The sequence below is a fragment of the Pseudomonas sp. NFACC24-1 genome, assembly GCF_900115235.1.
In the GTDB taxonomy this organism is placed as follows: domain Bacteria; phylum Pseudomonadota; class Gammaproteobacteria; order Pseudomonadales; family Pseudomonadaceae; genus Aquipseudomonas; species Aquipseudomonas fluorescens_AA.
Window position 1 is genome coordinate 157,049 of record NZ_FOVS01000005.1, and the last position, 13,598, is coordinate 170,646.

Annotated in this window: 16 protein-coding genes; 10 read left to right on the plus strand and 6 right to left on the minus strand. The window is 64.8% G+C overall.

Annotated elements, in window-relative coordinates; all coding sequences use genetic code 11:
* Positions 1-14 precede the first annotated feature (14 nt).
* Together BM317_RS07340 and BM317_RS07345 are read right to left on the minus strand one after the other, a co-directional pair.
* Positions 15-308: a putative quinol monooxygenase gene (locus BM317_RS07340; protein ID WP_092168773.1), complete on the minus strand. Its 294-nt coding sequence runs from the start codon at positions 306-308 to the stop codon at positions 15-17.
* A 121-nt stretch (positions 309-429) separates the two neighbouring features.
* The gene (locus BM317_RS07345) at positions 430-1,863 is read right to left on the minus strand and encodes a MocR-like pyridoxine biosynthesis transcription factor PdxR (RefSeq protein WP_092473724.1); all 1,434 of its coding nucleotides are present in this window, start codon (positions 1,861-1,863) and stop codon (positions 430-432) included.
* A 195-nt stretch (positions 1,864-2,058) separates the two neighbouring features.
* Between BM317_RS07345 and BM317_RS07350 the strand changes: the two genes are divergently transcribed.
* Positions 2,059-2,499, plus strand: coding sequence for a carboxymuconolactone decarboxylase family protein (locus BM317_RS07350; RefSeq protein ID WP_092473726.1), 441 nt, complete (start codon positions 2,059-2,061; stop codon positions 2,497-2,499).
* A gap of 179 nt (positions 2,500-2,678) precedes the next feature.
* Here the strand turns inward: BM317_RS07350 and BM317_RS07355 are convergent, their stop codons facing one another.
* Entirely contained in the window at positions 2,679-3,020 is a 342-nt protein-coding gene (locus BM317_RS07355) for a hypothetical protein (RefSeq protein WP_092168764.1), read from the minus strand.
* Between the two features lie 205 nt (positions 3,021-3,225).
* Here BM317_RS07355 and BM317_RS07360 point away from each other — a divergent pair, with 205 nt between their 5' ends.
* The 3 genes from BM317_RS07360 to BM317_RS07370 are packed head-to-tail and all read left to right on the plus strand — an operon-like array spanning position 3,226 to position 5,379.
* Positions 3,226-3,858, plus strand: coding sequence for a TonB C-terminal domain-containing protein (locus BM317_RS07360; RefSeq protein ID WP_072404476.1), 633 nt, complete (start codon positions 3,226-3,228; stop codon positions 3,856-3,858).
* Positions 3,855-4,400, plus strand: a complete 546-nt coding sequence (locus tag BM317_RS07365; protein WP_092168759.1) for a sigma-70 family RNA polymerase sigma factor — start codon at positions 3,855-3,857, stop codon at positions 4,398-4,400. Before BM317_RS07360 ends, BM317_RS07365 begins: the two co-directional genes overlap by 4 nt.
* A 37-nt stretch (positions 4,401-4,437) precedes the next feature.
* A complete protein-coding gene (locus BM317_RS07370) occupies positions 4,438-5,379 on the plus strand; it encodes a FecR family protein (RefSeq protein ID WP_092473796.1) in 942 nt (313 codons plus the stop codon).
* 167 nt (positions 5,380-5,546) lie between these two features.
* On the opposite strand, the gene BM317_RS07375 is transcribed toward BM317_RS07370, so the two are convergent.
* Both BM317_RS07375 and gspH read right to left on the minus strand, forming a co-directional pair.
* Positions 5,547-6,158, minus strand: a complete 612-nt coding sequence (locus tag BM317_RS07375) for a PulJ/GspJ family protein (protein WP_092473728.1) — start codon at positions 6,156-6,158, stop codon at positions 5,547-5,549.
* Positions 6,155-6,607, minus strand: coding sequence for a type II secretion system minor pseudopilin GspH (gene gspH / locus BM317_RS07380; protein ID WP_092198312.1), 453 nt, complete (start codon positions 6,605-6,607; stop codon positions 6,155-6,157). Before gspH ends, BM317_RS07375 begins: the two co-directional genes overlap by 4 nt.
* A 117-nt stretch (positions 6,608-6,724) precedes the next feature.
* Here gspH and BM317_RS07385 point away from each other — a divergent pair, with 117 nt between their 5' ends.
* Positions 6,725-7,153 carry a type II secretion system protein N gene (locus BM317_RS07385; RefSeq protein WP_092473730.1) on the plus strand — a complete coding sequence of 143 codons (429 nt, stop codon included), beginning with the start codon at positions 6,725-6,727 and terminating at the stop codon, positions 7,151-7,153.
* A gap of 161 nt (positions 7,154-7,314) precedes the next feature.
* On the opposite strand, the gene gspI is transcribed toward BM317_RS07385, so the two are convergent.
* Positions 7,315-7,692 carry a type II secretion system minor pseudopilin GspI gene (gene gspI, locus BM317_RS07390; protein WP_092473732.1) on the minus strand — a complete coding sequence of 126 codons (378 nt, stop codon included), beginning with the start codon at positions 7,690-7,692 and terminating at the stop codon, positions 7,315-7,317.
* Between the two features lie 147 nt (positions 7,693-7,839).
* On the opposite strand from gspI, the gene gspG reads away from it, so the two are divergent.
* Genes gspG through gspD form a run of 5 tightly spaced genes read left to right on the plus strand, consistent with a single transcriptional unit; the run spans position 7,840 to position 13,390 of the window.
* Positions 7,840-8,289 carry a type II secretion system major pseudopilin GspG gene (gene gspG, locus BM317_RS07395; RefSeq protein WP_060742020.1) on the plus strand — a complete coding sequence of 150 codons (450 nt, stop codon included), beginning with the start codon at positions 7,840-7,842 and terminating at the stop codon, positions 8,287-8,289.
* Positions 8,290-8,297: 8 nt separating this feature from the next.
* The gene (gene gspK, locus BM317_RS07400) at positions 8,298-9,284 is read left to right on the plus strand and encodes a type II secretion system minor pseudopilin GspK (RefSeq protein ID WP_092172883.1); all 987 of its coding nucleotides are present in this window, start codon (positions 8,298-8,300) and stop codon (positions 9,282-9,284) included.
* Entirely contained in the window at positions 9,281-10,462 is a 1,182-nt protein-coding gene (gspL, locus tag BM317_RS07405; RefSeq protein ID WP_092172886.1) for a type II secretion system protein GspL, read from the plus strand. The genes gspK and gspL overlap by 4 nt, the downstream gene beginning before the upstream one ends.
* A complete protein-coding gene (gene gspM / locus BM317_RS07410; protein WP_092473734.1) occupies positions 10,455-11,030 on the plus strand; it encodes a type II secretion system protein GspM in 576 nt (191 codons plus the stop codon). The genes gspL and gspM overlap by 8 nt, the downstream gene beginning before the upstream one ends.
* Complete coding sequence (gspD, locus tag BM317_RS07415; protein WP_092473736.1) at positions 11,027-13,390, plus strand: type II secretion system secretin GspD; 2,364 nt, start codon at positions 11,027-11,029, stop codon at positions 13,388-13,390. The genes gspM and gspD overlap by 4 nt, the downstream gene beginning before the upstream one ends.
* Positions 13,391-13,598: the final 208 nt, after the last annotated feature.

Consider the following 13,598-nt stretch of genomic DNA (forward strand, 5'->3'; position numbering starts at 1 on the left):
TAAAGCGGCGCCTTTCAGACAACCGGAAAGCTATTGAAATCCACGCTTCGAGCCAGGCGGTTGTCGATCAGGCTGATGAATCCTTGCACTTCCGGGCAGTTGAAGTGGGCTTGCATGGCCGCTTCCGAGTGCCAGCGGGCGCTGACATTCCAGCGGTCGCCATCGTCCGGGCAACGGTCGACCATGTAGGCGTCGCAGCCTGGCAGGGCGCGCAGGGTCTCGACGATTTGCTGCAATTGCCGGCCCAGTTCTTCCGAGCGACCGGCGGCGGCTTGCACCTGTACGGTATTGATCACTTGGCGAGACATTGTTTCAGGCTCCTGAATCAAGTCGGACGGGGGTGTTCATTCGTAATGACACCCGTGCAGGATAGGCCTGGCGGCGCGAGGCTCAAACAGCCAATGGGCGGATAAATGCCCAGTCCAATCCTCAGGCCACCTGCTGCAAAATGTCGCGCAAACGGTCGAGGGCGATGTCGATGTCCAGGGTTTCGATAGCACCGAAACCGAAAAACAGGCCCGGCCGTACGGGCACATCATTGAAAAAACCGTCGAGGCTGTAGAGCCCGACCTCAGCTTTTTTCGCCAGCTCGATCACCAGCGCCAGGTCCACCGGGACCTTGCACAGCACGGCCATATGAAAGCCGGCGGTGGTGGGTACGGCCTCGAACCAGGGCGACAGGTCCCCGGCCATGCGCGCCAGGATCCGCTCGCGGCGCCCGGCGTACAGGGTGTGGCAGCGGCGGATGTGCTTGAGCAGGCAACCCTCGGCGATGAACTTTGCCAGGGCCCACTGGGGCAGGGTGGAGGTGTGTTGGTCGGTGAGACGCTTGGCCAGGATCACCGCTTCGAGGATCGCCGGCGGCAGGATCGCGTAGCCGAGCCGCAGCTCCGGCAGCAGGGTCTTGGAGAAGGTGCCGACGTACGCGACGATCCCACGCTCGTCCAGGCTCTGCAACGAATCGGCGGGCCGGCCTTCGTAGCGGAATTCGCTGTCGTAGTCGTCTTCGATGATGATCGCCCCCAACTCATAGGCCCGCGCCAGCAAGGCCTCGCGGCGGGCCTGGCTCATGGGCATGCCCAGGGGAAACTGGTGGGAGGGCGTCACATAAATCAGCCGCGTGCCGTCGGGGATCAGGTCTACCCGCATGCCTTGCTCGTCCACCGGCACCCCGGCCACCGTGGCGCCCTGGGAGCCGAACAGCAAGCGTGCCGGCGGATAACCCGGATCTTCCATGGCCACCAGGCTGCCGGGACGGGTCAACACCCGCGAGATCAGGTCCAGGGCCTGTTGCGCGCCGTTGCACACCACGACGTCTTCGTCCTGGCAGTTGACCCCGCGGGAAAACGCGATGTGCCGGGCAATGGCATTACGCAGCGACGGCAGGCCTTCGGGCTGGCTGTAGAAACCCTTGGCGCTGGCGATCTGGCGCAGCGCGTGGGCGGTGCAGCGCCGCCAGTCGTCCAGCGGAAACTGTCCCTTGCCGGTGGCGCCGCCGATGAAGTCATAGCGCAACGCACCTTCGAGGGTGGGGTGGCGCATCAGGTCCGGCATGGTGCGCCAGGCCTCGACGACGTCGGCGCCGGCCAGCTCGCGGTGGCTTTGCTTGCGCACGACTTTGGCCGGCCGCGCATTGACGTAGGTGCCTTTGCCGATGATGCCAGTGAGGAAGTTCTCGTAGGTCAGTTGGGCGTAGGTGTCGGAGACGGTCTTGCGCGAGACACCCAGTTGCTCGGCCAGCAGGCGACTGGGCGGCAGTTGGGTGCCGGCGGCCAGGCGGCCACTCTCGATGGCGCTGCGCAATTGTTGATACAACTGGCCCGACAGGTCCTTGCGGCCGTTGATGACAACATGAAGTTCCATACCCGCAAGCTCCTGGGCGATTGTTCGGTGGCCAGCGTCAAAGGCGCAAGATTACCCGCATTGTGCGACTGCATAGAAGTTGCGTGGGGAAAATCCCGTCCATTGGACTTGTCCCCGGTTTTTTCGCCGAATTGGACCTGTGATTACCCGGCACCAGGGCCTACCGTGAAGGTCTCGAACACCACGGAGCCCGCCATGAGCCCGCGTCTGGATTACTACACCGCATCCCCCGGGGCGATGCGAGCCATGATCGGCCTGGAAGCCCTGACCAGTCGCCTGAGTATCGAACCGGCGCTGCTGCACCTGATCAAGATCCGCGCCTCGCAACTCAATGGCTGTGCCTTCTGCACCGACATGCATTCGGTGGAGGCGCGACGCCAGGGCGAGACCGAGCGGCGGCTCTACGCGGTGGCGGTATGGCGCGACAGCGGTTTCTTCACGACTCGCGAACGCGCCGCCCTGGCTTGGACCGAGGCGGTGACGCTGTTGGCTGAAAGCCTGGTGCCCGATGACGTCTATGCCCAGGCCCGGGCCAGCTTCAGCGAGGAGGAACTGGTGGACCTGACCCTGGCGATCAGTACCATCAATAGCTGGAATCGGCTGGCGGTGAGTTTTCGCCAGAGTCCCAGCGCTTGATTGCCAATCCTGAAGGAGACTGTGGCGAGCTGCTTTTGTGGCGAGGGGATTTATCCCCGTTGGGCTGCGTAGCAGCCCCAAAAACAAAGACTCAATCTATCTGACATCCCGAGCTGTCAGGCTTTAGGGCCGCTCGCGCCCCAACGGGGATAAATCCCCTCGCCACAAAAGCGGCGTCGTTACTTGAGCAGCGGCGAGGTCCCCGAGGTAGCCGGCGGCCGTTGGGGCTTGACCGAAGTGCCGAATGTATTGCCCATGCGCACCCCCGTGGCGGCCGGGGTGGCCAGGCCGATGCTGTTCGGTGCGCGTTCGTTGACCGGCACGTTCATGGCATCCTGGGCCTGTTGCGCCGTTTTCGCGGCCTGGGGGTCGTTGCCCATCTGCCGACTCAGGCAGTTGTAGTCGGGGGTCTTGTAACCCCCCACGGTCACCTCGATACAGGCCGGGGCTTCTTCACCCTGGGCCCAGGGCAGGGCCATGAACAGCCCGAGGCCAGCCATCATGTTCATCCACTGTTTCATCTCCGACCTCCTGGCCCGCCGCTACGGACGGTGCGTTGTCAGAGCATCAGTCTAGTGCGGCCTGGAGGATTTGTATCAGTTGTCATACGACATTCATAAACACCCCTCAGGATGACGATTTTCAACGGATACGTCAGTCGTGCAGCAGGGCAGAGCCAGGGGCGGACGCGGACGTGGATTGGCCAGGGCGCCCTTGGGGTGGCTGATGGTGTTGCTGTGTCTGCTGGCCGGGCCGATCCAGGCGGTGGGCTTGGTGGACCTGGACATCGCGCCCCAGGAACTGACCACGGCGCTGGAGCAGTTCAGTCGCGCGACGGGCATGGCGGTGCTGGTGGACCACCAGCTATCGAGCCGACGCCAGACGCTGGGCGTGCAGGGGCGGTTCACCCCCTCCGAAGGGTTGCGGGTGTTGCTCGGCGGCACCGGGCTGGCGGCGCATTATGCCCGGGCGGATGCGTTCACGTTGCAGCCGGTGCGGGTCCGCGAGGTGCCGCTGCCTGCCGGTGTCACCCCGGGCTTGAGTGACAGCAACTATGCGGCAGCCATCCAGACGGTCATCCAGCGCAATTTATGTCGTTCACCGTTGACCCGTCCGGGCAGTTTTCGGGCGGTGCTGCAAGTCTGGATCGGCCGGGACGGCGTGGTCCAGCACAGCCGCCTGGTCAGTTCCACGGGCGACCTGATGCGGGACAAGGCCCTGGTCAACAGTTTGCAGAACCTCAGGATCGACCGTCCGGCGCCCAGTTCGTTGCGCCAGCCGGTGACCCTGCTTTTGTTACCCGACTCATCAGGAAAAAGCATGGAATGCATGACAGGGGAAGGGGTGTCCGGGCGATGAAAGACGTCGGTCGCAGCCCGTTGGTGAAGTTGTTCCTCACCTCCTATGAGGATTTCAGGGTGCGCCTGCGCAGGCGCCTGGGCTCCGAGGAGCTGGCCAACGACGTGCTGCATGAAACCTACTTGCGTGTCGATCGCATGGTCGACACGCCGGACATCGCCCAGCCCAATGCCTATCTGTACCGCATGGCCCTGAACATCGCCGCCGACCGTCGGCAGGCCGATGCGCGCTTGCTCACGGGGGATGAAATCGAGGAACTGCTGCAGGTCTCGGATGAGGCGCAGGACCCGGCGCGGGTGGTCGGTGGGCAGAAGGAGTTGCAGACCTTGCTCAAGGCCTTGTACGAACTGCCGGCGCGCCGTCGCAGGATTTTCATCGCCGCCCGCCTGGAAGAAGCGCCGCACCTGGAAATCTCCCAGCGCTTCGGTATTTCCACGCGCATGGTGGAGAAGGAAATCAAGGCGGCGCTGGGGCATTGCGCCCTGCGCCTGGAAAGAAAAGTCATTCAGCGGTTCGGTCCCGGCGCGGGAAAACCGTCTTGAGAGTAGAGACCCGACCCTTTCATGAGTGTGTGTGCGCTTGAACATCTTCAGCATCGCTTCCCCTGATGCCACGCCCCAGGCCCGATTGGCCAGCGAGGCCCGAGATTGGCTGATCCTGCTGACCTCGGGACGCGCCACCGTGGCCGATGCCCGGGCCTTGCGCCTGTGGTGCGGGCAAAGTCCCGAACATGCGCAGGCCTTTGAACAGGCCAAGGCGTTGTGGCATGGGCTGCAACCCGCCGCCGCAGCGTTGCAGGCGCCTCGGCATTTCGGCCGTCGGGCGTTGTTGGGTGGCGCCCTCGCGGCATCGGCGGCCTTCCTGTTGATCCGCGCCACGGTGCCCGGCGGTGTTTCCGGGCTGGGGGCCGACTACATCACCGAGGTTGGCGAACAGCGCCGAGTGGAATGGGTCGAGGGTGTTAGCCTGGAGCTCAACACCCAGACCCGTCTCAGCCGTCGCGCGCTGGCCGATGGCGGACAGGGGTTGGAATTGCTCAGTGGCGAAATTGAAGTGCAGGGGCGCAGTGCCCAGTTGGTCAGCGTCCAGGCCGGCACCGGTTGGATCAGCGCCGCCCGGGCACGCTTCAACATCCGCTACACCGGCCAGAGCGTCTGCGCGACCTGTCTGGAGGGCGTGGTGCAGGTCGAGGTGCAAGGCCAGCGGTTTCGCCTGGAACCGGGCATGCAACTGACTTACGACCCTCACCAGGTGGGCGCGCCCAAGCGTGCCGATGTGTCGGCCGCCATTGCCTGGCGTGAGCAGGTGCTGGTGTTCAACGATGCGACCCTGGCCAGCGTCATCGATGAAATCAACCGCTACCGTCCCGGCATGTTGCTGCTGCTCAATCGCGAACTGGGCCAGCGCAAGGTCCAGGCACGGTTTCGCCTCGACCAGTTGGCGGGCGTGGCGCTGTTGATCCGCGATGCCTACGGCGCCAAATGTACCGAATTGCCGGGTGGAGTGGTGGTGCTGAGCTGAGGCCGGCGATGCCTGGCGGGCCTCATTGCGAGCAAGCTCGCTCCCACAAGGGGCCCTGTGTTGTGCCCAAAACTTGAGGTCACCCGTTAACCCTGTGGGAGCGAGCTTGCTCGCGATGGGGCCGGTACATTCGACATCATCCTTAACAGACCCACCGCTATCGCGAGCTAATCCAGCGGCCCCAGCACCTGTCGATAGCTTTCGGCCCCCTGAGGCGTCTGGCGAGTCAGGCTGACTTCGATGCCTGTCGGGTTTTCCTGGCGGTTGCCGCTGAGTTTGCGCCAGCCTTTTTCCGTGTCCCAGTACCGCAGGCCGGCGTCGCTGACGTCACTGAGCACGGCCACGCCCGGGCCGGGTGCGGGCAGGGGGTAGCGGTTGCGGGCCTGGCCTTGGGCGCGGTAAAGCGTGTCACCCTTGAGCCACCAGCGCACCCGTTGCAGCTCGCCTTCCTGGGCCGCCGCCACGCGGATCACATCCAGGCGAAAGCCCCGACCTTCGGTGCTGCGCACGGTAAGGGCGGGCGGTGCGGTCGAGGGCTGGTCGTCGACGCCGGGTTTGACCGGTTCACTCAGCTCGATGCTGGCGCGCAGGGTCACGTCGCGCTCCAGTTGGTTCAACACCCGCAGCAGCGCTTCGGTCTGCTCGGTACTGGCCTGCAAATGGCTGTCGGCACGGGTCACGCTGTCCAGCCCGCGCCAGGCGATCAGGCTGACCACCGCCATCAGCAGGATCGCCACCATCACTTCCAGCAAGGTGAAGCCTTTCTCCCGGGCGCTCATTGGAGTTGCACCCGCCCGGCGGCACTGCGTTGCACAGTGAGACTGTTCTGGCCGTCCGACAAGCGGATCTGCAAGGGTTCGCCGATCCATTCGGCATTCAACACGACCCGCTGCCTGGGTTCCACGCGCACTTCCATCGATGGACTTTGCCAGCGACGTCGGCGCAGTTGCGGGTCGTCCTCGAAGCGATCGACCCCGGTGCCTCGGTCCGCGCGGCGACTGAAGCCAAAGCCCTTGGCATCCCAGCGCCAGGTAATCGGCCGCCCGTCGCTGCGTGCTTCGGTCTGGGCCAGTTGCAACAGCTGCACCAGCCGTTCGCCATCCTGGCGCAGCAACTTCAACGGATCCGGCTTGATGCTCAAGCTCACGGCGGCACTGGCGATGCCGATGATCACCAGCACCACCATCAATTCGATCAGGGTAAAACCGCGTTGCTTGCCGAGGTTCATGTGCGCTCCTTTGCGTGAGCGTCATCCTGCACGGTGAAGATGATAGGGATGTGAAATAAAACGGAGAGAATTGACGCGTACGCTGCAAGTTGGAATCAAAAAAAGGAGATTCAGGCCATGGCGTTCATCGAACGTGTGTCCCCGGCGCAAATCGTCCAGGTCGTGGGCTTGTTGGCGGCGTTGGCCGGGGTGGCGACCTGGTCTTCGCTGCTGCTCACGTCGGCCGAGTCGCGCACGCCGGACGTCGCTCCGCAGCGCATGGCCGAGCGTTCCGATAACCCGGCGTTGCAATGGTTCTCCAACCAGCCGGCACCGGTGAACATCAAGGTCAGCGGCGTGCTGGCAGGTACCCACGCCGCCGTGGCGATCCTCAGCCTCAACGACGGGCCGCCGCGCAGTTTCCTGGTGGGTGAACGCGTGGCCCAGGGCGTACGGCTGGTGGCGATCGAGGCGCAGGCGGTGGTCATCGAACGTGGCAACGAACAGACCCGACTGGCCCTGGCCCGGTTGCCGGATTCGGTGGTTTTGCCCTCGCTAACCCGCTGAAGCCCTTGTGGCGAGGGGATTTATCCCCGCTGGGCTGCGCAGCAGCCCCAAATGGCAGAATGCATTAGGCCTGGCATTTGATGAGGATGATTATTAGGGCTGCTTCGCAGCCCAGCGGGGATAAATCCCCTCGCCACAGAGGATGTGTTAATCCATACCATTCAAGGTTTGTCCCGGCTGACCAACGTCTCCAGCCGAGCCAACGGCGGTGCTTCGCGACTGCGGTCCGACACGCTCAGTTGAACCTGCAGCAACCGGCCGTTTTCCGCCGGGCGCAGGGTCTGTTCGCAGCGCAGCAGCAAGCGCCCCTGGTCGCACTCGAACACTTTGGAACCCTGGGCAAAACGGCCTTCCAGGCGCAACTGCGCCAGTTGGCTGCGAGCGGCCAGCAGGGCGATGGATTTGTCCCGCAGCAGGCCGTTGCTCTGGGTCATCACCGCCGCCACGCGCACGGCGGCCGACATGGCCACGGCGATGATCGCCAGGGCCACCAGCACTTCGATCAGGGTGAAGCCGGCTTGCGGAGCAGGGCGTGGCATGGAGCGGGCTCGGGTGCGAGGGCAGCCTCAAGGGTAGCCGGCGTTCGTGACCGATTGACGACGCAAGCTCCTGAGCAATTTCAATATCACTGACATATTTTCTTGCAACACTGCGCCTCGAATCGAATCCAGCGAAGGACCGTCGAGATGCAGATCGCCCGTTACAACGCCCGTTCCCAAGGCCCTCGCGGGCAGCGGGGTTTCACTCTGATCGAAATCATGGTCGTGGTGGTGATCCTCGGCATCCTGGCGGCGATGGTGGTGCCCAAGGTCCTCGACCGTCCCGACCAGGCGCGGGCAACGGCGGCGAAACAGGACATTGGTGGCCTGATGCAAGCCTTGAAGCTGTATCGTCTGGATCACGGCAGTTACCCGAGCATGAACCAGGGTCTCAAGGTGCTGGTGGAGAAACCGGCCGATGCGAAGAACGGCACCTGGCGCTCCTACCTCGAGCGCCTGCCCAACGACCCCTGGGGCCGCCCCTACAACTACCTCAACCCCGGTGCCAACGGCGAAGTCGATATCTTTTCCCTGGGGGCCGACGGCCAGCCTGATGGCGACGGCGTGAATGCCGACATTGGCTCCTGGCAGCTGTAAGGGCCGTGATGCGAACGGATTCGCCCCTCGCGGCGAAGCAGCGCGGCATGGCGGTGATCAGTGCCTTGCTGATCGCCGCCGTGGTGGCGGTCATCGCCGGCGGCATGCTGACCCGCCAGACCTTGTTCACTCGCAGCCTGGAGGCCGAGCAGTTGCGCGTCCAGGGCACGGCGCGATTGCAGGGCGGTCTGCAACTGAGTCGCCAGTTGCTCCGGGATGCCCGGCAGCGCGATCCACTGACGCGCTTCGGCCAACCCTGGGCCAAACCCATCGTGATACCGGGTTCAGGCCAGATCGACACACCCTTCGAAGGCCAGTTGGAAGATGAGCAAGGCAAGTTCAACCTGCGCAACCTCGTCGCCAATGAGCGGGTGGACGAGGAACAAGTGCGCGCCTTCGAACGCCTGTGCCTGCAGTTGGGCGTGGCCGCGACGGTCCGCACGCGTATCGTCGACAGGGTGGTCGAGGCCTATCCGCGCCTGTTGAATCCGCAGCGGGTGGACCAGGCGCCAAAGGCCAATACCTTCAACAGCGGGCGCGAAACGTCGCCCCAGGCCGACAACACGCCGCTGGCCCCGACGCGGCCGATGCTGCGCACCTTGCAAGACTTGCGCAGCGTCAAAGGCGTCACCACGCGGTTACTGGACACACTGGCGCCTTACGTGACGATCCTGCCCGCCAACACCTGGCTCAATGGCAACACCGCCAGTGCCCCGGTGCTGGCCGCCTACGTGCCTGGGCTGTCGCTGCAACGGGCCGAGGCACTGGTCAGGGAGCGCGACGGCGGCCACTGGTTTATCAACCGCGGGGATTTCGTCAATCGCCTGCGCATGCCGGAGTTGGAGACCGCCAGCGTCAAGGTTGGCATCACCAGCGACTGGTTCCGCCTGCGGGGCCAGGCGCGCAGTGGTCAGCGGCGGGTCGAACTGGAAGCTTTGCTGCAACGCACCGAGGACCGCTTGCCCCAGGTGATCTGGTCAAGGGTGGGGGTATGACGCGCTTGCGTATCGCCCTGGCGCCGCTGGGCAGCCTGGACCTCGACAGCCCGCTGGCGTTTGCCTGGCTGGATCGCCAGGGCCAGGTCCGCGAGCAAGGCCGCAGCAGCCTTCGGGCGTTGGGCCAGCGTGGTAAAAACCTTTCGGTGGAGTGTTTCCTTCATCCCCGCGACAGCGTGTTGACCCGCCTGGAGTTGCCACTGTTGCCGGCGGCCAAGATCACCGCAGCGGTGACGTGCGCGGCCCAAGCCCTGATGCTCGGCGCCAGCGAACACATGCAGGTGGCCCATGGCCCGCGTGACATTGACGGGCAGGTGCAGATCGCCTGGCTGGACCGTGAATCCCTCGCCAATCTCGGGCGGCTAGTGCACCAGGCCGGCATGAAACTGCGCGGCCTCTACCCGGCGGCCTACGCCTTGCCGGTGCTGTCGGGGCCGGTGGCTTGCATCGAGGACGACCATCTGCTGGTGCGCCATGGCCTGCAGCACGCCGTGGTGCAACCGTTGCAGGAGGAGGCGCTGGACGAGTGGCTACTGGAAACGGGGGGTGGGCTGCACTGGATCGGCGCCGCGCCGCCACAATCTTCCCTCGACACCTTGGCGGAAGGCCAACGCTGGACTGGCCCCGCTCCGGGCTGGGGCTTGCATGCCGGTCTTGCACGCAACGCCGTCGAGCGCGGTGGCTGGGGCCGGGCGGTAGCGATCTGCGCGACAGCGCTGGCGGTGTGGGTGGCCGGGTTGAACCTCTATGCCGCCCGCGAAGCGGCCCAGGGCCAACGGCTAAAGGCGCAGATGAGCCAACGGGTGAAACAGGCGTTTCCCGAGTTGCCGGTGATCCTCAACCCGTTGCAACAGGCACGCCAGCAAATCGCTGCGCGCCAGAGCGGTGCGGCGACCGACCCGGCCCAACGTTTTGCCAGCCTGGTGCAACAGGCGGGCAGCGCCATGCCGTTCATGAGCGGCAATGTCCAGGCGTTGGTGTTCGAGAACGGTGAGTTGCGCCTGACTGTCGTGGCCGAGGCGCAGAAAACCGCCGCCGAAGAGGATTGGAAAATCCCCCTGGCCCAGGCCGGCATCGACGTCGCCGCCGTCGACCAGGGCTGGCGCCTGCGGGTGGCCCCGGCCGGCCAGGGTACGCAGGACGCCTCCGACGAAACCCCGGACGCCGACGATGAATAAGCTCTCCCTGTCACTGGCGCGGGTCCGTTGGCAAATCTTTCGCACGCGTTTGCGCACGTTCTGGCAGGGGCTTGCCGTGCGCGAACAAGCCGCCGTGGCCCTGGCCGTGCTGGTGTTGGGCGGCTGTCTGGTCTGGCTCGCGCTGATCCAGCCACCGCTCAAGACCATCGCCTACTGGCAAGCCGAAACCCCGAAGCTGCGATCCCAGACCGAGGCCCTCGAAGTGCTGTTGCGTGGCGTCGCCGGGCCCGCGCAAGGTCTGTCCCTTGAAGCCGCCTTGCGCCAGAGCCTGGACGCCAGCGGCTTGAGCCAGCACTACCAATTGCAAGCGCCCGGGACCGAGCGCCCCGGCGCCTGGCAGCTCACGTTCGAGCAGGCCCCGGCGGAGGCGGTCATCAGCTGGCTGCTGGGCAATCCACGGCAATTCTCCCTGGAGGTGATCGAGGCCCGTTTGCAGCGCACCGCCCTTGCCAATCCCGATAACCACGACAACCTCGACAACAGCGCCGGCACACTGTCCGGAACCGTTCGCATGGATCAGGCGCAAAGCGCTAAGGAAGCTTCATGAAAGGGGCCCGATACCCACGTCATTGGCGCAAGGCCGCGCCGCTGTTGCTGCTGGCGTTGAGTGCGTGCAACAGCACGCCGCCCGCGTCGCAGCCACCGTTGCTGGTGGACAGCGAGCTGGGTATTCCATTGGGGAGTACCCAGCGCAGCGGCGATGCATTGCTCGATCGCCAGCGGGCCCAGGACCTGCGTGAACGCAAGCCCGCGGTGCGGCATCAGGTCGATCTCACCGCCCGTGCCCGAGAGCCCCGCAGCAATGTGCCGGCGCGCACGCCCCTGGGGGATCAACCGGTGACGCTGAATTTCGTCGAGGCGGATATCCAGGCGGTGGTGCGGGCCTTGTCCCGTTCCACCGGCCAACAGTTCCTGGTGGACCCGCGGGTCAAGGGCAACCTGACGCTGGTTTCCGAAGGCCAGGTCCCGGCCCATCAGGCCTACGACATGCTGCTGGCTGCGCTGCGCATGCAAGGTTTCAGCGTGGTAGACGTGGGCGGCGTGGCCCAGGTGGTGCCGGAGGCCGATGCCAAGCTGTTGGGTGGGCCGATCTACAGCGCCGACAAACCGGCCGGCAACGGCATGCTGACGCGCACCTTCCGCCTGCAATACGAAAACGCGGTGAACCTGATCCCGGTGCTGCGCCCGATCGTGTCGCCGAATAACCCGATCAATGCCTACCCGGGCAACAACACCATTGTCGTCACCGATTACGCCGAAAACCTGTCGCGGGTGGCGCAGCTCATCGAAGGCATCGACACCCCGAGTGCCATTGACACCGATGTGGTGCCGATCCACAACGGCATCGCCGTCGACATCGCGCAAATGGTCTCTGACCTGCTGGAAACCCAGGGCGGCGACCAGACCCAGAAGATCAACGTGATCGGCGATCCGCGTTCCAATTCCATCATCATCCGCGCCGGCAGCCCCGAGCGCACGGAGCTGGCGCGCAACCTGATCTACAAGCTCGACAACGCTCAGAACAACCCGAGCAACCTGCACGTGGTGTACCTGCGCAACGCCCAGGCCGGCAAACTGGCCCAGGCCCTGCGCGGCTTGCTCACCGGGGAAAGCGAAGGCGAGGGCAACGACAACTCGCGCTCGGTGCTCAGTGGCATGGGCGCCAGTACCAATGGTCAGAATGGGCAGGGCAGCAGTGGCGATGGTACCGGCAGCACCACCACCAGCGGCAGTGCGTCGACCAGCGCCAACGGCTACGCCCAGGGCAGCAACGGGACAACCTCCGCTTCAACGAAAAACGAACAGAGCACCGCTTTCAGCGCCGGCGGTGTCACCATCCAGGCCGACGCCACCACCAACACCTTGCTGATCTCCGCGCCGGACCCGCTGTACCGCAACCTGCGGGAAGTCATCGACCTGCTGGACCAGCGCCGGGCCCAAGTGGTGATCGAGAGCCTGATCGTCGAGGTCGGCGAGGACGACGCCAGCGAATTCGGCGTGCAATGGCAGACCGGCAACCTCGGTGGCAGCGGCGTGATCGGCGGGGTCAACCTCGGCGGCACCGGGCTCAACCTCAACGGCAAGACCAGCATCGATGTCTTGCCCCAGGGCCTGAACCTGGGTTTGGTCAATGGCACCGTGGACATTCCCGGTATTGGCAAGATCCTCGACCTCAAGGTCCTGGCCCGGGCCTTGAAGAGCAAGGGCGGCACCAACGTACTGTCGACGCCGAACCTGCTGACCCTGGACAACGAAGCGGCGAGCATTTTTGTCGGCCAGACCATTCCCTTCGTCAGCGGCAGCTACGTCACGGGCGGGGGCGGCACCAGCAACAACCCGTTCCAGACCGTGACCCGCGAGGAGGTGGGTTTGAAGCTCAATGTCCGGCCGCAGATTTCCGAAGGCGGGACGGTCAAGCTCGACATCTATCAGGAGGTCAGCAGCGTCGATAATCGCGCCTCGAGCACCACGGGTATCGTCACCAACAAGCGCGCCATCGACACCAGCATCCTGCTCGACGACGGGCAGATCATGGTCCTTGGCGGGCTGCTGCAGGATGGCTACAGCCAGAGCAACGACGCGGTACCGTGGCTGTCGACGATTCCCGGGATCGGCGCGCTGTTTCGTAACGAACGGCGGCAGATCACCAAGACCAACCTGATGGTGTTCCTGCGGCCCTACATCATCCGCGACACGGCGGCGGGACGCGGCATTACCCTCAATCGCTACGACTTCATGCGCCGCGCCCAGGGCCTGCTGCAACCGGATCGCAGCTGGGCAATGCCGGACATGCAGGCCCCGCAACTGCCGGCCTCGGCGAGGGCGATCCCGGGGACGCCGCCCGCCGGGCCGCAGATGCCCAGGGCGGTGATCAAGGCGGTGCCGGTCGAAGGAGGCACTCGCTAATGAACAACAACCCTGGAAACACTGCATTTGTGGCGAGGGGATTTATCCCCGTTGGGCTGCGCAGCAGCCCCCAGCCTGACACCAAGGTATGTCGGGTGGATGTTGTAAGATTTTTTGGGGCCGCTGCGCAGCCCAACGGGGCGGTGCGACGTTTCGCTAAATCCCCTCGCCACAGGTTTTGTGCATGGCCAAGTGGTCGGGGGTTGTT